Source organism: Curtobacterium sp. MWU13-2055 (genome assembly GCF_023242305.1).
GTDB lineage: Bacteria > Actinomycetota > Actinomycetes > Actinomycetales > Microbacteriaceae > Curtobacterium.
Genome location: NZ_JALLIO010000002.1, coordinates 330,775 through 349,371, shown reverse-complemented (window position 1 = coordinate 349,371; position 18,597 = coordinate 330,775). Strand labels below are relative to the sequence as shown.

Sequence of the window (18,597 nt, the reverse complement as noted above, 5' to 3'; positions counted from 1 at the left end):
GCGTCGCGGATCAGGTGGAGACGGTCCGCCGGACGTCGACGTCGTGGGAGTCCCGTGCGGCGGGCGCGACGACGAAGGCGGCGACGAGCAGCACGAGGGGCACCAGCATCGCCGCCTGCAGCCCGAGGTGCTCGCCGACGAAGCCGAGCAGGGGCGGTCCGACCAGGAACGCGATGTAGCCGGCGGTCGCGACGACCGACACCCGGCGGTCCCCGTCGGTCGGGTGGTCACCCGCTGCCGAGATCGCGAGCGGGAACCCGAGCGCGATGCCGAGCCCCCAGACGGCGGCGGCGATCGCCGTGACGACCGGGCTCGGCGAGACCACCACGAGCAGGACCCCGATCCCGCCGACCGCGGCGCAGAGCCGGACGACCGGGCCCCGCCCGAGCCGCGTGACGAGCGGGGTGCCGGCCGACCGGCCGATGAGCATGGCGAGCGCGAACCCGGTGAAGACCAGCGAGCCGACCGCTTCCGGGGCGTCGTGGTCGGTCGTCATCAGGAGCGGGAGCCAGTCGCTGGCGGCACCCTCGGCGAAGGCCATCGCGAGCGTGATCACCGCGATGAGCGCGAGCTGCACGGTGATGACGGAGCGGCGGGTGGCCGTGGTGACGCGGGATGCGCCTGTCGCGTCCTCGGCGTCGGCTCCGTCCGTCTGCGCCGTCGCACGCGGAAGCGGCTGCAGATTGAGGGCAGCGAACGCCGCGAGTGCCGCCATCACCGCAGCCCCCACGAGCAGGTGCACGAGCACCGGTGTCCGGGCAGCCGTCATCGCGATGCCGACGACCCCGCCGACGACGGTCCCCAGGCTGAAGCAGGCGTGCAGCACAGGCACCACCGGGCGGCCGATGTGCCGTTCGACCGCGGCGGCCTCGACGTTCAGCCCGATCTCGGCGACCCCCGACCCGAACCCGATCAGGAACAGCCCCGCCCAGACACCCGCCAGCACCTGTGCCGGGGCGAGCAGGGCGACGAGGACCATCCCCACCACGGGCAGTGCACCACCGAGCAGGATCAACGGTCGTGTGCCGAGCCGTCGGACGAGCGCACCGGCACCGAGGATCCCGATCATCGACCCGATCGACAGCCCGAGGAGCACGAGCCCCATCGCCTCGATCGACGCCCCGAGTTCGTCGCGGATGGCGGGCGTCCTGGTCACCCACGTGGCGATGCCGAAGCCGGTCATCGTCGACGTGGCGAACAGGGCCCCTCGAGGGTGCCGGGTCATGTGACCATCTGATCGGTCCGCCGACGGCCCGTCAAGGGTGCGGTCGTCAGCGGAGCATGCCGAGGGCGCGGGCCTCGGAGACCGCGGCCGTGCGCGAGGACACCCCGAGCTTCGAGAACACGTGCACCAGGTGCGACTTCACGGTGGCGTCGCTGATGTGCAGGCGCGCGGCGACGGCGCCGTTCGACGCCCCCTCGGCGACGAGGCGCAGCACCTCGAGCTCCCGCGGCGACAGGCTCACCGACGGGGCGCGCATCCGCGCCATGAGCCGACCCGCGATCGTCGGCGCGAGGGCGCTCTGTCCGGACGCGGCGGCGCGGACGGCCGCGACGAGTTCGTGCGGGGGCGCGTCCTTGAGCAGGTACCCGCTCGCGCCGGCCTCGACCGCACCGAGGATGTCCCCGTCGGAGTCGTAGTTCGTCAGCACGAGCACGTACGGCGCGGCGTCGAGCGCGCGGATCCGTCGCGTCGCGTCCGCCCCGGTGAGGTCCTGCCCGAACTGCAGGTCCATGAGCACGAGTTCCGGCGAGAGCCGGGCGGCGAGGTCCACGGCTTCGTCCGGGGTGGACGCCTCACCCGCGACGACGATGCCGTCCGTGCCGTCGAGGAGTGCTCGGAGCCCGGCGCGGACCACCGGGTGGTCGTCGGCGATGAGGATGCGGATCACCGGACCTCCAGGATCGCGACGAGCGTCGTCCCGCGGCCAGGGGCCGAGTGGACCTCGAGCCGGCCGCCGAACTGCTCGACGCGCTCTTCGGTGGCACGCAACCCGAACGAGTCCGTCGTGCCCGACCGGTCGTGGACGGCGACCGGGTCGAAACCGACGCCGTCGTCCGCGATGGTGAGCCGGGCCTCCTGACCGTCCACGGTGAGTGACAGTCGGACGTGGGTGGCCGCGGCGTGCTGCACCACGTTGGCGACGGCGCCCTGGGCGATGCGGAGCAGCGCGGTCTGGACGTCCATCGGCAACGAGGCCTCCGCGACGTCGACCGTGACGTCGAGGCCGTCGCGCGACCACTGGGAGCCGGCCAACCGTTCCAGCGCTGCCCCGAGTCCGAGTTCGAGCGCCGGTGGTGCGAGTTCGCGGATGAACCGCCGGGTGTCGGCGAGGCCCTCGGCAGCGGTCTCACGGGCGAGCCGGATGTGCTCCGTCCCCGGACGCTCCCCGTCCGCGCGTTCGGCCGCGTGCAGCAGCATCTGGATGCTCGACAACCCCTGCGCGACGGTGTCGTGGATCTCACGGGCCAACCGGGCCCGCTCGGCGAGGACGCCCTGCTCGCGTTCGGTGACGGCCAACCGGTCGCGCGTGGCGAGGAGCTCGGCGACCAGGGCCTCGCGTTCGACCGCCTCGCGCGCGAGCGCCCGGTACCCCAGTCCGATGAGCAGTGCGACGCCCGCTCCGACGAGCGGACCGACCACACCACCGACGGTGAAGCCGCCGTGCAGTCCGAGGGCGACGACGGCGACCAGGGTCGCAGTGATGACGGCCACCGGTCCGACGATGCGCGGCAGGACGTGCAGGTACAGGAAGAAGAGCGGGAAGACGAGGTAGGCGGCCTCGGGGACGCCGACGAGCAGGGCGATCCAGACGAGGGTCAGGGCGATGAGCCAGACCGCACCGGCGACCGTCCGACGGGGGCCGTCGCCGCGCGCGACGACCGCCCCGAGCAGGTACACGCCCGCGAACACCGCAGCCAGGGCCAACCGCACCCACGTGCCGGCGCCACCGTCCACGAGCACCCGCACGACGACCAGGGCGAGCAGCGCCGCCGACAGCACGTGCAGGCCGGTCCGCAGACCGACGAAGACCGGGGTGAGGGTGCTGTGCGCCATGTGCTCCCCAGCGTACGGAGGCATCGGCCGGTGGGGATCAACCGAAAGTTCGATCGGAGGACCGAACCCTCCGGCGATGCCGGGTGGGAGCACCGCGGCGAGGCTGGGAGTCGTGGTCGCGGAAGGTCTGCGACCCGGGAAGGGAACCCCGTGTTCGTCGCTTGGCGCGATCTCCGGTTCGCCCGTGGCCGGTTCGTCCTCATCGGCTCCGTCGTGGCACTCATCACCCTGCTCGTCGGGTTCCTCGCCGGGCTCACCGGCGGGCTCGCGTCGCAGAACGTCTCGGCGGTGCTCGACCTGCCCGGCGACCGCCTGGTCCTGCAGCAGCCGTCCACCGGGCAGCCGTCGTTCGGCGACTCCACCATCGGGCAGCGGGCCGTGGACGGCTGGCAGGCGGCCCGCGGGGTCGACGACGTGGTGCCGGTGGGCATCGTCCAGGGCCGGGCGACGGCACCTGGCGCGGGGTCCGGCGCTGCGGGGTCGGGCGCTGCGGGGTCGGGCGCGGCCGTCGGCGTCGCGCTGGTCGGGCTGCCGACGGGAGCACGGTCGACCCCCGTCACCGATATCGCACCCGGTCGCGACGACCAGGTCGGGCTGTCGTCCGGTGCTGCGGCCGACCTCGGCGTGCAGGTCGGCGACCGCATCACCGTCACCGGGACGGACTACCGCGTCGCCGTCGTCGGCGGCGACGCCTGGTACAGCCACACACCGGTGCTCGCCATGACCCCGGAGGCGTGGGCCGCGGCCGACCGGCGGCTCGGCGGCGACGGCGCGCCGACCGTCCTGGCCGTCAGCGGCAGCCCGGACTGGGACGCCGTCGCAGCGTCCACCGGCACGTCCGCCGCGTCGCCGCTCGGGTCGCTGACCGCCCTCGAGACCTTCCGGTCCGAGATCGGGTCGCTCGGCCTGATGATCGTCATGCTCTTCGGGGTGTCCGCGCTCGTCGTCGGGGCGTTCTTCACGGTCTGGACCATGCAGCGGGCCGGCGACGTCGCCGTGCTCAAGGCCCTCGGCGCGAGCACCGGATCACTCGTCCGCGATGCGCTCGGACAGGCGCTCGTCGTGCTCGTCCTGGGGATCGGCGTCGGGATGCTGGCCGTCGTCGGACTCGGCGCGCTCGCCGGCGGTGCACTGCCGTTCCTGCTCAGCCCGGTCACCACCGTCGTGCCGGCCGCCGCGATGGCCGTCCTCGGACTCGCCGGCGCCGCCGTCGCGCTCCGCACCGTCACCTCCGCCGACCCCCTCACCGCCCTCGGGAGCAACCGATGATCACCCTCGACGACGTCACCCTGACCTTCCCCGACGGCGACCGGCGGATCATCGCGGTCGACCACGTGTCCCTCGTCGCCCGGCCCGGCGTCGTGACCGGCATCACCGGCCCCTCCGGATCGGGCAAGTCGTCGCTGCTCGCCGTCGCCGCGACGCTCATCCGGCCGGACTCCGGTCGGGTGCTCATCGGCGACGTCGACGCGGCCGCGCTGTCCCGGGACGAAGCCACCGCCCTGCGGCGTGCGCACATCGGGATCGTGTTCCAGCAGTCGAACCTGCTGCCGTCGCTGACCGCACGGGAGCAGGTGCTCGTGATGGCGCACCTCGGCGGCCGGCACCCCGCCGGAGGTCGTCGCGCGGGAGGGCTCCGGGACCGGGCCGACGACCTGCTGGACGCGGTGGGGCTGTCCGACCACCTGGACAAGCGGCCGGCGCAGCTGTCCGGCGGGCAGCGGCAGCGCGTCGCGATCGCCCGGGCACTCGTACACGAACCCGACGTCCTGCTCGTGGACGAACCGACGAGTGCGCTGGACCAGGAGCGCGGCGCGGCGATCATGGAGCTCATCGCCAAACTGACGCGCGAGCGGGACACCGCGACGATGCTGGTCACCCACGACCTGGTGCACCGCGGGACCCTCGACGAACTCGTCACGGTGGTGGACGGTCGGCTGGCCGGGGCGCCGGTGATCGCCGCCTAGGATCGGGCACATGGCGACCGTCCTCCTCGTCCGACACGGACGCACCACCGCGAACGCCACGGGCGTGCTCGCCGGACGCACCGCCGGCGTGCGACTCGACGCCGTCGGGCGGGAGCAGGCCGCCCGGACCGCCGACCGCATCGCCGCCGTCCCCCTCGCCGCCGTCGTCTCGAGCCCGCTCGAACGGTGCCGGCAGACGGCCCGGGCGATCCTGGAGCGGCAGTCGGGCGACCCCGCGTCGGCGATCGAGCGGGCGATCACCGAGGCCGACTACGGCGAGTGGCAAGGGCGGAAGCTCGCCGACCTGGCGAAGGAGCCGCTCTGGCGGACGGTGCAGGCGAACCCGAGCGCCGTGGTGTTCCCCGGCGGTGAGTCCATGCAGACCATGCAGTCCCGGGCGGTGTCGGCCGTCCGGCGCATCGACGCCGAGGTCGAGGCGGAACACGGGCCCGGAGCGGTCTGGGTCGCGGTGAGCCACGGCGACATCATCAAGTCCGTCCTGGCCGACGCGTTCGGCATGCACCTCGACCTGTTCCAGCGCATCGGCGTCGGGCCGGCGTCGGTGTCGGTCGTGCGGTACGGCGAGCACCGGCCCGAGGTGGTCGCGACGAACACCGAGTCCGGCGATCTGTCGTGGCTCGCGACCGCTCCGGCGCCCAGCGGGGACGCGGCGGTCGGCGGCGGGGCCGGACATCCGGAGGCCCCGTCCGAGGCAGGCCCTGCCAGACCCTGAACGGGCGCAGGCCCGCACTCCTACAATGCGGGTATGCCCTCCATCGTCCACGGCTTCGACTGGCCGGACCGCCTCGTCGTCGGCACCATCGGCCGTCCGGGCGAGCGCGCCTTCTACCTGCAGGCCCGCTCCGGCAAGCGCGTCACGAGCGTCGCCCTCGAGAAGGAGCAGACCGCCGTGCTCGCCGAGAAGATCGACGAGCTGCTGGACGAGGTCGCCACGGTCGAGGCGAACCGCTTCAGCGTGCCGGACACCGCCCCCGTGGAGCTCCGCGACCCGGAACCGCTCGACCAGCCGGTGGAGCCCGAGTTCCGTGCCGGTGCCCTGAGCCTGGGCTTCGACCCGTCGACGGCGCAGGTGGTCATCGAGGCGTACCCGATCGACGACGACGTCGAGATCGTGTCCGAGGAGAGCGAGGACGGCCTCGAGATCGAGGCGGTCGTCGAGATCCCCGAACCCGACGAGCTCTTCCAGGTCAAGATCCCGGTCGGCACCGCACGCGCGTTCGTCGAACGCACACGCGAGATCGTCGCCGCTGGCCGTCCGCCCGGCGACGCATGAGCGACGACTCACTGAGCATCACGGCGCGGATCCGTGAGGCCTCGAACGCGACGTTCCTGGCCGAGCTGGACGGCGAGGCGGTCGTCTACAAGCCGATCGAGGGGGAGCGCCCGCTCTGGGACTTCCCGGACGGCACGCTCGCCGGCCGCGAGGTCGCGGCCCACCTGGTGTCCGAGGCGTTCGGTTGGGGCATCGTGCCACCGACGTGGCTCGGTGACGGCCCGTTCGGACCCGGCATGGTGCAGCGCTGGCAGACGATCGACCCGGACCAGGACGCCGTCGACCTCGTCACCCCCGAGACCGCCGAGGCGGACGGTTCGCCGTGGCTGCCCGTCCTCGAGGCGATCGACGAGCACGACCAGCCGGTGACGCTCGTGCACGAGGACTCCGAGGCATTGCGCCGCATGGCCGTCTTCGACGTCGTCGTGAACAACGCCGACCGCAAGGGCGGGCACGTGCTGGCGATGCCCGACGGACACCGGTTCGGTGTCGACCACGGGCTGGCCTTCCACGTCGAGCACAAGCTCCGCACGGTGCTGTGGGGGTGGATCGGCGAGCCGCTCGGACCGGACGAACTCGAGGGGCTCGACCGGGTGTCGGAGGCGCTCCGCGGTGCCCTGGGCGACGAACTCGCTGAGCACCTGACGCCGGAGGAAGTCGACACGGTGCGCGCGCGGTGTGCGGCGCTGCGGGCCGTCGGCATCTTCCCGCCACCGCCGGGGCACGGCCCCGCGGTGCCGTGGCCCTTGTTCTGACGCACACGTCGTGAGCCGGCGCCCCGGCTCGGCCTGCCGTGGCGACCCCGGCCGGCCGTGGACACCCCGGTCCGGGACGGTGGGGCCCGTCGGGTCCGGACCCCACCGACCGGTCCGCGTCCGTGATCCGTGGACGCGGAGACCCGTGGCGTCCGGTGGCGTGCGCCGTTGCACTCCGGGACCCCGCGGGAGTCGACCGGTCGAGAACGGATCAGGTGCACTCGGCCGACCGCTTCCGGCACGCCGACGACGTCGGCGCAGGAAGAACGATCACGGCGGCCGGGGTCTGGGGCAACTGTGGTGGCGCTCAGCATACGACTGCGGAACCCCGCGCAACAGTCCCTGCCGGGACCGATCCGGCGGCTAGTCGAACAACGACGGCCCGCCGCGGCGCGACCCCAGGTACGACCCCACGACAGCGACACCGAGGTCGTCGTTCTCCGGAGCGACGACCGAGCCGTCCACCCGCTTCGCCATCGCGTCGATGAACCGTGCGAGCCCCGGGTCGTCGCCGAGGCGGAAGAAGGTCGTCTGGGCGCCGAGACGACCGGCGTTCTCGAGCTCCCGAACGGTCAGTGCGATCGTCACGGGGTCCGGCGGGTAGTCGAACCACACCTGTCCGTTCGGCTCGAGGTGCGACGTCGGTTCCCCGTCGGTGACGATGAGCAGCACGGGTTGGGCGGTCGGGTGCTTCCGGAAGTGCCGGTTGGCGAGGAGCAGCGCGTGGTGCAGGTTCGTGCCCTTGTCCCACATCGCGTCGAGACCCACGAGCTGCTCGATGTCCACGACCTCGGCCTCGCGTCCGAACGCGATGAGCTGCAGGTCGTCGCCGCGGAACCGCGTCGAGACGAGCGTGTGCAGCGCCAGGGCCGTGCGCTTCATCGGCACCCAGCGGTCCTCCATCGCCATCGAGAACGACGTGTCGACGAGCAGCGCCACGCAGGCCTGTGTGCGGGACTCGGTCTCCTGCACCTCGACGTCGTCGATGGTCAGGCGGACGCCAGGGCCCACCCGCCCGTCGGCCGCGGTCCGGGTCAGCGCGTTCGTGATCGACCGGGTGACGTCCCACGGCTCGGTGTCGCCGTACGCCCACTGCCGGGTCGCGCCCGAGGGTTCGCCGGCCGCGCCGGACTGCCGGATGTCGCGGGCACCCTGTCGGCCGGACATCCGCTCGGCGACGTCACGGAGCAGGCTCTTGCCGAGCTGCCGCATGGCCTTCGGGGTGAGCCGCAGCTGCCCGTCGGCACCGCGGCGCATCGCCCCGGAGTTCCGCAGCGCCTTCTCGAGCTGCTGCAGGGTCTTGGCGTCCACGGCGGCCTCGGCGCCGAGCTGCCGGGTCAGGGCGTCGATGTCCAGGTCGTCGAGCTCGGAGCCGGGGCCGGACTGGGCGAGTTGGTCCGCGAGGGCGTCGAGGTCGGCGATGTCCTGGAACACCCCGGTCCCGTCGCCGAGTCCGAGCCCCTGGTCGCCCTCCATGCGCTCGGACCCGCCCCAGTCCTCGCCGGGCCGCAGGGACCGCAGGTTGCCGTCGAGCTGGGACAGCTGCCCCATCAGGTCGGGGGAGCCGAAGGCCTGCTGGGCGAGGGCGTCGAGTTCGTCGCGCTGCTCCTCGGTCATCGAGTTCCGCATCCGCTGGGCGGCGGCGGCCCGTGCCGCGAGGTCGTCGAGCAGCTCGTCGACGTTCGCGGGGTTCGACGGGAAGTACTCGCCATGCTCCGCCATGAACGCGTCGAACTGCTCCTGCGAGTCGGTGCCGGCGCGGTGGTCCTCGAGCAGCTGGTTGAGGTCCTGCATCATCGCGCTGACCGCCGCACGGTCCTCGTCCGTGGCGCCCTCGAGTGCCTGCTTCATGCCCGCGAAGCGCTGGTCCAGCACCTCGCGGCCGAGCAGGTCCTTGATCTCGTCGTACTTCTGCCGGGCCTCGCGGCTCGTCCAGTCGTACCCGCCGAGCTCCTGCACCGCGGCGGCCGGCGACGGGGACAGGCTGTCGAGCTGCATCTCGGCCAGGGCGCGGTCGCCGTCGTCGAGCTCGACGTTGCGGGCGAGCTCGCCGCGTTCGGCGCGGAGCGCCTGGTCGAGCAGTTCGCGGACCTGCTGCAGGGTGCCGTCGAGGTTGTTCTTCGCGGTGAGTTCCCGCCGCCGCTCCGCGACCTTGCGCGCGAGGTCGTCGAGTCCGCGCTGCGTCCGGCCACCACGGCGCAGGAACTCCCGCATGGCCCGCTCCGGTGAGGTGCCGGCCATCACGTCCTGCCCGATGGCGTCGAGTGCTTCGGCGAGGTCGGCGGGCGGCGCGAGCGGATCCGGTCCGTCGGTGTACGCCCCGTACCGGGTGTCCCGCGTCAGTCGTCGGTTCTGCCTAGCCATAGACGGCTTCGCCCCCGCCGGACTCCTTGCTGATGCGGCGGGCGAGGAAGAGCCCCTCGAGCGCGAGTTCGATCGCACCCGCGCGCTCGCCGTCGTTCGTGGCACCGAGACGCTCGCACACCTGGTCGTACAGGTCGGACTCGCCGATCGACGGCAGTCCTTCGAGGAACGCCCGTGCGCCGACCTGTTCGCCCGTCGTCACCATCGTCCCGCCGTCGAGCGCCTCGACGAGCACCCCGAAGTCGAGCCCGCGGAACCGGGCGCGCACCGTCTCGGCCGTGGCGGTCCGCAGCAGGTGCTCGAGGACCTCGTCCGCGCGGTCCTCTTCGCCGTTCTCGAACTCGATCTTGCCGCCGAGCACGTCGACCGCCGTCTCGAGGTCGATCGGTCGCGCGACGGCCTCCGGCTCACCCTGGCGTGCAGCACGGTGCACGGCCGCCGCGGCGACCGTCTCGGCGCCGGCGATCGCGAACCGGGCACTGACACCGCTGCGCTGGTCGACCGCGCTCGACCCGCGCAGGGCTCGGGTGAAGCGGGCGAGGATCTCGACGATCGCGTCCGGCACCTCGGCGGTGAGCTGCGCCTCCTGCCGGATGACCGCGATCTCGTCCTCGAGTTCGATCGGGTAGTGGGTGCGGATCTCCGCGCCGAAGCGGTCCTTCAGCGGCGTGATGATCCGGCCGCGGTTCGTGTAGTCCTCCGGGTTCGCGCTGGCCACCACGAGCACGTCGAGGGGAAGCCGGAGCACGTAGCCACGGATCTGGACGTCGCGTTCCTCCATCACGTTGAGCATCGCCACCTGGATGCGTTCGGCGAGGTCCGGCAGCTCGTTGATCGCGACGATGCCGCGGTGGCCCCGTGGGACGAGTCCGAAGTGGATGGTCTCCGGGTCGCCCAGGCTGCGCCCTTCCGCGACCTTCATCGGGTCGACGTCGCCGATCAGGTCGGCGACGCTCGTGTCCGGCGTCGCGAGCTTCTCGACGTAGCGGTCGTCGCGGTGCCGCCACGAGATCGGCAGGGCGTCGCCGAGGTCGTCGGCTCGGCGGGCGCTCGCGGTGGTGATGGGCTCGTAGGGGTGCTCGCCGAGCTCGGAGCCGGTGATCACCGGGGTCCACTCGTCGAGCAGGCCCTGCAGGGTGCGGAGCAGGCGGGTCTTGCCCTGGCCGCGCTCACCGAGCAGGACGACGTCGTGTCCGGCGATCAGGGCACGTTCGAGTTGCGGGATCACGGTCGTCTCGAACCCGCGCAGGCCGGGCCAGGGGTCGTCTCCCGCGCGCAGCGCGGTGAGCAGGTTGTCGCGGATCTCGGCGCGGACCGTCTTCTGGACGTGGCCAGAAGTGCGGAGCTCGCCGACCGTGCGGATGTCGGGTCGGGTCACGTTCTGGACGTTACGCCGTTGCGGACGGGAGGCACGTGGCGGGCCGCACCGTCCTCCCTCGCAGGCTCGGTCGGCGCGCCCCGCGCAACGCTTCGCGTTGCCGCTGAGCGGGGCGTGCCCGTCCGCTTGTGGGTTTCCATAGCAACCGCAATGATTGAGGCTCCGGCATCGGAGCCGGATTCGATAGGGGGATCCGGCTCCGAGCCGGCCCCGTCGTACCGAATGTGAACCATCTCGCCGATCTCGGCGTAGGTTCCCCTCTCGTGAGCAGCACGAACGGGGCGATCAAGAGCCTGGTCCCCGCCAGGATGGACAGACTGCCGTGGACGAGGTTCCACTGGAGTGTCGTCGTCGGACTCGGGGTCTCCTGGATCCTGGACGGTCTGGAGATCCAGATCGTCTCCAACGCCGGCTTCCAGGCCGACCTGAACCTGTCGACGCAACAGGTGACCTCCCTCGGCACGATCTACCTGGTCGGCCAGGTGGTCGGAGCGCTGGTGTTCGGGCGCATGTCCGACCGGCTCGGGCGGCGCAAGCTCTTCATCCTGACGCTCGCGATCTACCTGATCGGCTCGGGCGTCGCCGGTCTCGCCCAGGACTTCTGGTTCCTGGCCGCGTTCCGGTTCGTCGCCGGTCTCGGCATCGGCGGCGAGTACGCGGCGATCAACTCGGCGATCGACGAACTGATCCCCGCGAAGTACCGCGGCCACGTCGACATCGCCATCAACGGCACCTACTGGGGCGGCGCCGCGCTCGGCGCCTTCGCGAACATCTACCTGCTCGACACGGCCAACTTCTCGGAGAGCATCGGCTGGCGCATCGGCTTCTTCCTCGGCCCGGTGCTCGGCATCGCGATCATCTTCCTGCGGCGGCACATCCCCGAGAGTCCGCGCTGGCTCATGACCCACGGGCGCGAGGAAGAGGCCGAAGCGACCGTCACCCAGATCGAGGAGGCGGTCGAGAAGTCCACGGGCAAGCGGCTGCCGGACGTCGACGAGTCGAAGGCCATGACCGTCACGCCGACCGACCGCGTCGGGTTCCTGACCATCGCGCGCGTGCTGCTCAAGCAGTACCCGACGCGCACCCTGGTCGGTGCGTCGATGATGATCACGCAGGCGTTCCTCTACAACGCGATCTTCTTCACCTACGCGCTCGTCCTGACGAACTTCTTCGGCCTCAAGACCGCGCAGACGTCGATCTACTTCTTCCCGTTCGCGATCGGGAACCTGCTCGGACCGATCATCCTCGGTCGGTTCTTCGACACGTGGGGCCGTCGGCAGATGATCTTCCTGACGTACCTGGTGTCGGGGCTCGTCCTGGCGACCTCGGCGTTCCTGTTCCGCGCCGACGCGATCTCGGCGACGGTCCAGGTGGCCTTCTGGTGCGTGTCGTTCTTCTTCGCGTCCGCCGGAGCCTCGAGCGCGTACCTGACGGTCAGCGAGATCTTCCCCCTCGAGCTGCGGTCGCAGGCCATCTCGTACTTCTTCGCCCTCGCGCAGGTCTTCGGTGCGATCGCACCGCTGATCTACGGCGCGTTCATCGGGGACGGGTCGTCGCGGGAACCGCTCTTCTGGGGCTACCTGCTCGGCTCCGCGGTGATGATCGGCGGTGGGGTGATAGCCCTGGTCTTCGGGGTCGATGCCGCGCGGAAGGGGCTCGAGGACGTCACCCAGCCCCTGTCCGTCCTCACCGGGGACGCGGAACAGCAGCGGCGCTGAACAGCGACGGCGGCCATGCAACATTCTGTATTCAGAGTGTTTAGCACGGCCGTCGTCGTGGTGTCACGGTGCTGGCATGGCACTCCTCCACAGCGCGACACCCACCACGACGATCCACGACGGTGCCGGTGCGGTCGGCCAGGGTGACCGCCGTGCGTGAAACTGGCGCGATGGAGCAGTCACCGATGCGTGTCGGCCGGGGCGACCGCGATCCCCACGGCCTCCGGCGCAGTCTGTTGCGCGACGCGGTCTTCCTCCGCCTGCTCGACAGCGTGCTGCGCGGCGAGTACCGCCGCGGGCAGCGCCTGCGCCTCGACACCATCGCCGAGGACATGCGGGTCTCCCGCACGCCGGTGCGCGAAGCCCTCGTCTCCCTCGAGTCCCATCAGCTCGTCACCGTGCAGCGGTACGTCGGCGTGGTGATCACGCAGTGGTCCGTCGGGCAGATGACCGAGCGCCTGCGCATCGCCCGGGCGCTGGTCGTCGACCCGCCGGTGAGCGGCACGGGCCACGACGACCGCTTCGACCCGGCCTGGCTCCGCGAGTGCTGGACCGAAGCCGGGGCCTTCGTCGAACTCGCCGCGTGGTTCCTCCGGCGGCGCGGCGCCTCGGTCAGCGCCGACTGGATGCTGTCGCAGCGCACCGTGCTCGACACGTTCTTCACCGACGACGTCGCACTGGCCAACGGGATCGACGCCGTGGTCGACCGGGCGCGGCGACTCGACCTCGTCGACCAGGCCGTGCGGGCAGCGGAGCGCGACGCGCTCGACGACTGCGCCGTGGTGCTGCTCGAGCTCGCGGCGGCGCTCATCGCCCTGCCGGACCGGTTCCGGGTGGCCGTGGCCTCCTGAGCCGTCCCGGCTGCGGGTTCGTACAGGTCGGCGCCACGGCGCACGGATCCGGGGGTCGACGGTGGCCCGGTGGCCTCGCTCTGACGTCGTTCGCACTGGATCGCCAGGGACCTCCGTGGCAGCCTTGACCGGTTGCCACCCCGGCGCGTCCACCGACGACAGGAGAGCCCGTGAACGACGTCCGCGATCGCTCCCACCGTCTCAATCGAGCCGACGGGATCGCACGGCACGGACGTCTCCGTCGGTCCGGACCCTTCCGGACCGTCGCTGCGCTGGTCGCGAGCGTGGCCGCAGTCGCGCTCGTCAGCACCGCTTCGGTCGCCGCGATCGCCGCGAAGCAGGTGACCGACGACCTCGGTGACGGCGTGCAGATCGAGGGGCAGCCCGCGCCGCGGTCGAACGGCACCAAGGCCCCGTCGCTCAGCGCGTACAAGGGCGGCTTCAACATGCTCGTCGTCGGGACGGACAACGACCCGGACCAGTCCGCGGAGTTCGGGGAGCGCGACGCGACGCTCAACGACGTCAACATCCTGCTCCACGTCTCGGCGGACCACACCAACGCGACCGCGGTGAGCATCCCCCGCGACCTCGTCACCCCGATCCCCGCGTGCAAGAAGACCGACGGCTCCGGGACCGCGTCGGCCATGGCCGCGCAGCCGATCAACACCTCGTTCAGCGACGGCGGGCTGAACTGCGTGACCCAGACCGTGCAGGGGCTCACCGGCCTGGACATCCAGTACTCGGCCGCGGTCTCGTTCAACGGCGTCATCGAGATGTCGAACGCGATCGGTGGTGTGCCGGTCTGTGTGGCGCAGCCGATCGAGGACCCCTACACCGGGCTCGACCTGCCCGCCGGTACCTCGACCCTGCAGGGCGACGAAGCACTCGCGTTCCTCCGGACCCGGCACGGCGTCGGTGACGGTTCCGACCTCGGCCGGATCTCGAGCCAGCAGGTGTTCCTGTCGTCGCTGCTCCGGACCGTGAAGTCGAACGACACCCTCACGTCGCCGACCACCCTGTACAAGCTGGCCCGTGCCGCGGCGTCGAACATGCAGCTGTCCCAGAGCCTGAACGACATCGGGACGATGGTGCAGATGGGTCGGGCGCTGCAGGACCTCCCGCTGTCGCAGGTGAACTTCGTGCAGTACCCGGGCACGACCGGCGGGACCGGGGTCTACGAGGGCAAGGTCCAGCCGACGACGTACCTGGCCGACCAGTTGTTCGCGAAGATCAAGGCGGACCAGTCGTTCTCCCTGGGGGAGGACAGCACGGGCATCGGGTCCGAGGCGAACGCGGCGCCGTCGGCAGCGACCTCGGCGCCGGCGGCTGCTGCGCCGTCGGCTCCGGCGTCCTCACCCGCGGCTGCTGCGCCGTCGTCGCCTGCCGCCGCTGCTCCGACGGCATCCGCGACGCCGGAGACCATCGACGGGCTCGAGGGGCAGTCCGCCGACCAGGAAACGTGCTCCAAGGCCTTCGGCTACTGACCCGGCGGCTCAGGCCCCCGCCCCGCGTCTCGCGAAAGCGACAGTCTGCCGCCGAACATCCGCGGCACACTGTCGCGCTGACGGCACAGACCGCGGGCCGTGCCGGAACACTGTCGCTTTCGCGTACTGGTCGGCCGCCATGCCCGGACGCAGAAACGGGGGCGCGGTGGTGGACCGCGCCCCCGGAAGCCGCTCCCCGAGCGGGCGCCAGACAACCGGGCGCGCCGGGCCCGGCTCGGAGAGCGACGTCGGTGCTGTGTCGCGACTACGGGGACGAGCCCCGGAACGTGATCGCCGCGTCTCGATGATGCTATTCACCGGGGTACGTCGGGACAACCCTGAGGTGTCCCCACTTCGGGGGACCCGCGTTCTGCGACCGTGCCACGCGCGGGGTTCGGTCGGGTCGAGAGTGGCCCGGTCCTCCTGTATGGTGGTCGGAGCGCTCGCGAGAGTGCTTGGAGACGTCGCATAGTCCGGCCGAGTGCACCACCCTGCTAAGGTGGAGTCCCCTTTAGGGGACCGAGGGTTCAAATCCCTCCGTCTCCGCACTCCACGAAACCCCGGTCCGATCGGACCGGGGTTTCGTCGTCCCTGCGCCCCACTGGATCAGCCGCGCTTCCTGGTGTTCACATTTGGCGAGTGTTCAACCAACGTGAACACGGCGAACTATTGAACAGTGGTGTGCTCGAGCGAACCCCGGTCAGACCGCGGTACGTCGGATCGAGGCACTCACGGAGGGTTTCCTCCGCGGCGCCGACCGGTGAAGCGACGGGTGGCCATCAGGCCGTCGCGACACTCCCTGTCGAGGTCAGCTCGCCGGCCCCGCGCGAACGCCCACGCCGCACCGCACCCATGGCGACGAGCGTCAGGGCCACGGCGGCCAGGGTGATCCCGGCGCCCGCCCAGATCGGCGACGTGTAGCCGAGCCCGGCGGCGATGGTGAGCCCACCGATCCAGGCACCGAGCGCGTTGCCGAGGTTGAACGCGGCGATGTTCGCCCCGCTCGCCAGGGTCGGCGCGTGGTCTGCGTACTGCATCACGCGCGTCTGCAGGGCCGGCACGGTCGCGAACCCGAAGGCGCCCATGAGCACGAGTGCGATGACGGTCAGCACGGGCGAGGTCGCGACGAGGGCGAACAGCCCGAGCACCACGGTGAGGGCGACGAGCACGACGAGCAGGGTCCGGTCGATCGAGCGTGCGGCGAGCTTGCCGCCGACGAAGTTCCCGACGAACAGCCCGACGCCGAACACCACGAGCAGCCACGGCACCGCTGACGACGGGAACCCGGACACCGAGGTCAGCGTGTACGCGATGTAGGTGAACGCCCCGAACATCCCGCCGTAGCCGAGCACGGTCACGCCGAGCGACAGCCACACCTGGCCGGAGCGGAAGACCCCGAGCTCGCGGGCCAGTGACGGGGTCTCGGTCTGACGGACGGCGGGGACGAGCACGAGGACGCCGAGCAGGGCGACGACACCGATCGCGACGATGGCCCAGAAGGTCGAACGCCAGCCGAGCGCCTGGCCGAGGAACGTGCCGAACGGCACCCCGAGCACGTTCGACGCTGTCAGCCCCGTGAACATCAGGGCGACCGCGGAGGCGCGCTTCGAGCGCTCGACCATGTTCGCGGCGACGACGGAGCCGATGCCGAAGAACGCTCCGTGGCAGAGTGCCGCGATGACGCGTCCGGACATCATCACCTCGTAGGTCGGTGCGATCGCCGACAGCGTGTTGCCGATGATGAACAGCACGAGCAGCCCGAGCAGGACGGGCTTGCGGGGGAGTCGGGTGGTGGCGGCGGTCAGGCCGAGGGCGCCGACGATGACGGCGAGTGCGTAGCCGGTGACGAGCCAGCCGGCCGTGGTCTCGGTGACGCCGTAGTCGGCGGCGACCTCGGGCAGCAGGCCGGTGATGACGAACTCGGTCAGTCCGATGCCGAATCCGCCGAGTGCGAGGGCGATGAGTCCCGCGGGCACGGGGGTTCCTTCCGTTGTGCGGTGGCGCTGTGCCGCGTACGCTGGTTGTTGCAGACGCGCGGTATCGATAGTTGCACACGCGGGGTATCCGCGCAAGCAACTGCACGCGCCCGCAACGACCGCGGCGACCGACCGCAGCGACCGACCGCGCAGCCGACCAGAAGGAGCCCGATGTCCGTCGACGACACCTCCACCGCTGTCCGCGCCCACGGCTGGCGCACCCTGGCGGCACTGCACGGCCTGATCGAGACGCGACTCGAGCGCGCGCTGCGCGACGTCGACCTGTCCGTGGTCGAGTACACCGTGCTCGATGCCCTGCGCCGGCAGGACGGCTTCCACATGCGCATGCAGCAGCTCGCCCGCGCAGCGGCCCTCAGTCCGAGTGCCACGACCCGGCTGGTCAACCGACTCGAGGAACGTGCGCTGCTCACCCGCGTGCTCTGCGCCGACGACCGCCGCGGGCTCTACACGGAGCTCACCCACGCCGGTCAGCGGCTGCTCGACGCGGCCACGCCGATCCACGCCGCTGCGCTCGAGGGGGCGCTCGCCGAAGCGCGCGAGGTCCCGGAACTCGAGGAACTCGCGGTCGCGGTCGACCGGCTCGAGGGTGCCACGGTCTGATCCGTCGGCCGGGAGGCCCGGATCACCGCCGCCCCGCGCGCTGCGGTCGCGGGGTGGTGGCGTCTCAGGCCCGCGGCGGCGCCGTCGTGGACCGCACGACGAGCGACGGCGGCACCAGGACCCGGCTCGGAGCGGGTCGTTCGGCCGCGCCGACGAGCTCCACGAGCCGGTTCGCCGCGAGCCGCCCGACCTCGTCGTTGTGCGGGTCGACCGTGGTCAGGCGCAGCAGTGGTGAGGCGGCGAGCGGGGTCTCGTCGTTGCCGACCACCGAGACGTCCTCGGGGACCCGGAGTCCGGCTTCGCGCACGGCGGCGATCGCGCCCATCGCCATGACGTCGTTCGCGGCGAACACCGCCGTCAGGTCCGGGTGGTCCCGCAGTGCGCGGCGGGTGCCCTCGTACCCGGTCGTCTCGGACGTCGGGCCGTCGCCGTAGACCAGCGGCGCGATGCCGGACGCGACCATCCGCGCGACGGTGCCCTCGCGGCGGACCGCAGCCGGGCCTCCCGAGCCGGTGACGTGGACGATGCGGCGGTGACCGAGTCCGATCAGGTGATCCGCTGCCAACCGGCCGCCGGCGGCCTCGTCCGAGGCGACGACGTCGAGCCCGCCGGGTACGTCGGCGCGGGCGCCCGCGACGACGACGGGGGTGTCGGCCGGCACGACGAGGTCGGGGAAGCCCTCGGCGGCGAGGACGACGCCGTCGACCCGCAGTGAGACGAGGTCGTCGAACGGCGAGGAGTCGAGGTGGGCGTTCGCACGGGTGTCCGCCAGGGTGAGCCGCAGGCCGTGCGGTGCGAGCGCGTCGCGGATGCCGTCGAGCAGGGGGACGAACCACGGGTTGCGGAAGTCGTCGACGATGACCCCGACGGTGCGGGTCCGGGTGCCGGCGAGGATCGCGGCGGCGCGGTTGGGGCGGTAGCCGAGCTCGGCGGCGGCCGCGAGTACGGCCGAGCGGCGTGCGTCGGAGACACCCGGGTCGTCGCGGAGCACCATCGAGACGAGTGACTTCGAGACGCCGGCACGGGTCGCGACGTCGATGATCGTCGGGGGTCGTGACACGCGGCTCCTTGACAGGACATGGGGTGGTCGGGCTACAGTCTACCGACACGTTCTGGAACGTTCCAGAATCG

General features: G+C 71.9%; 16 protein-coding genes and 1 tRNA gene. 10 read left to right on the top strand and 7 right to left on the bottom strand.

Features of this window, described 5'->3' with window-relative positions; all coding sequences use genetic code 11:
- Positions 1-10 precede the first annotated feature (10 nt).
- Genes M4960_RS06375 through M4960_RS06365 form a run of 3 tightly spaced genes read right to left on the bottom strand, consistent with a single transcriptional unit; the run spans position 11 to position 3,058 of the window.
- Entirely contained in the window at positions 11-1,225 is a 1,215-nt protein-coding gene (locus M4960_RS06375; RefSeq protein ID WP_248703782.1) for an MFS transporter, read from the bottom strand.
- Between the two features lie 46 nt (positions 1,226-1,271).
- Positions 1,272-1,892 (bottom strand): response regulator transcription factor, encoded by a 621-nt coding sequence (locus tag M4960_RS06370; RefSeq protein ID WP_248703781.1) that lies wholly within the window; start codon positions 1,890-1,892, stop codon positions 1,272-1,274.
- A complete protein-coding gene (locus M4960_RS06365; RefSeq protein ID WP_248703780.1) occupies positions 1,889-3,058 on the bottom strand; it encodes a sensor histidine kinase in 1,170 nt (389 codons plus the stop codon). The genes M4960_RS06370 and M4960_RS06365 overlap by 4 nt, the downstream gene beginning before the upstream one ends.
- A 150-nt stretch (positions 3,059-3,208) precedes the next feature.
- Here M4960_RS06365 and M4960_RS06360 point away from each other — a divergent pair, with 150 nt between their 5' ends.
- From M4960_RS06360 to M4960_RS06340, 5 genes are read left to right on the top strand one after another with little or no spacing between them, the layout of a single operon-like run.
- Entirely contained in the window at positions 3,209-4,327 is a 1,119-nt protein-coding gene (locus M4960_RS06360) for an ABC transporter permease (protein WP_123938364.1), read from the top strand.
- The gene (locus M4960_RS06355; RefSeq protein ID WP_248703779.1) at positions 4,324-5,025 is read left to right on the top strand and encodes an ABC transporter ATP-binding protein; all 702 of its coding nucleotides are present in this window, start codon (positions 4,324-4,326) and stop codon (positions 5,023-5,025) included. The genes M4960_RS06360 and M4960_RS06355 overlap by 4 nt, the downstream gene beginning before the upstream one ends.
- 10 nt (positions 5,026-5,035) lie before the next feature.
- Positions 5,036-5,758 (top strand): histidine phosphatase family protein, encoded by a 723-nt coding sequence (locus tag M4960_RS06350; protein ID WP_248703778.1) that lies wholly within the window; start codon positions 5,036-5,038, stop codon positions 5,756-5,758.
- Between the two features lie 33 nt (positions 5,759-5,791).
- Complete coding sequence (locus M4960_RS06345; protein WP_123291859.1) at positions 5,792-6,319, top strand: DUF3090 domain-containing protein; 528 nt, start codon at positions 5,792-5,794, stop codon at positions 6,317-6,319.
- Positions 6,316-7,074, top strand: coding sequence for an SCO1664 family protein (locus M4960_RS06340; protein WP_248703777.1), 759 nt, complete (start codon positions 6,316-6,318; stop codon positions 7,072-7,074). Before M4960_RS06345 ends, M4960_RS06340 begins: the two co-directional genes overlap by 4 nt.
- Positions 7,075-7,437: 363 nt before the next feature.
- Here the strand turns inward: M4960_RS06340 and M4960_RS06335 are convergent, their stop codons facing one another.
- Positions 7,438-9,438: a VWA domain-containing protein gene (locus tag M4960_RS06335; RefSeq protein ID WP_131880516.1), complete on the bottom strand. Its 2,001-nt coding sequence runs from the start codon at positions 9,436-9,438 to the stop codon at positions 7,438-7,440.
- Positions 9,431-10,816, bottom strand: coding sequence for an AAA family ATPase (locus M4960_RS06330; RefSeq protein WP_248703776.1), 1,386 nt, complete (start codon positions 10,814-10,816; stop codon positions 9,431-9,433). Before M4960_RS06330 ends, M4960_RS06335 begins: the two co-directional genes overlap by 8 nt.
- A gap of 263 nt (positions 10,817-11,079) precedes the next feature.
- Between M4960_RS06330 and M4960_RS06325 the strand changes: the two genes are divergently transcribed.
- From M4960_RS06325 to M4960_RS06310, 4 genes are all read left to right on the top strand, one after another.
- The gene (locus M4960_RS06325; RefSeq protein WP_308221995.1) at positions 11,080-12,534 is read left to right on the top strand and encodes an MFS transporter; all 1,455 of its coding nucleotides are present in this window, start codon (positions 11,080-11,082) and stop codon (positions 12,532-12,534) included.
- A 170-nt stretch (positions 12,535-12,704) separates the two neighbouring features.
- A complete protein-coding gene (locus M4960_RS06320) occupies positions 12,705-13,385 on the top strand; it encodes a GntR family transcriptional regulator (RefSeq protein ID WP_131846694.1) in 681 nt (226 codons plus the stop codon).
- Between the two features lie 284 nt (positions 13,386-13,669).
- Entirely contained in the window at positions 13,670-14,869 is a 1,200-nt protein-coding gene (locus M4960_RS06315) for an LCP family protein (RefSeq protein WP_248703775.1), read from the top strand.
- A 457-nt stretch (positions 14,870-15,326) separates the two neighbouring features.
- Positions 15,327-15,415: transfer RNA gene (locus M4960_RS06310), tRNA-Ser, on the top strand.
- 233 nt (positions 15,416-15,648) lie between these two features.
- Here M4960_RS06310 and M4960_RS06305 read toward each other — a convergent pair.
- Complete coding sequence (locus M4960_RS06305) at positions 15,649-16,845, bottom strand: MFS transporter (protein WP_248703774.1); 1,197 nt, start codon at positions 16,843-16,845, stop codon at positions 15,649-15,651.
- Positions 16,846-17,016: 171 nt separating this feature from the next.
- Between M4960_RS06305 and M4960_RS06300 the strand changes: the two genes are divergently transcribed.
- A complete protein-coding gene (locus M4960_RS06300) occupies positions 17,017-17,466 on the top strand; it encodes a MarR family winged helix-turn-helix transcriptional regulator (RefSeq protein WP_111084650.1) in 450 nt (149 codons plus the stop codon).
- 64 nt (positions 17,467-17,530) lie between these two features.
- Here M4960_RS06300 and M4960_RS06295 read toward each other — a convergent pair whose 3' ends face one another.
- Positions 17,531-18,526, bottom strand: a complete 996-nt coding sequence (locus M4960_RS06295; protein ID WP_123291869.1) for a LacI family DNA-binding transcriptional regulator — start codon at positions 18,524-18,526, stop codon at positions 17,531-17,533.
- Positions 18,527-18,597: the final 71 nt, after the last annotated feature.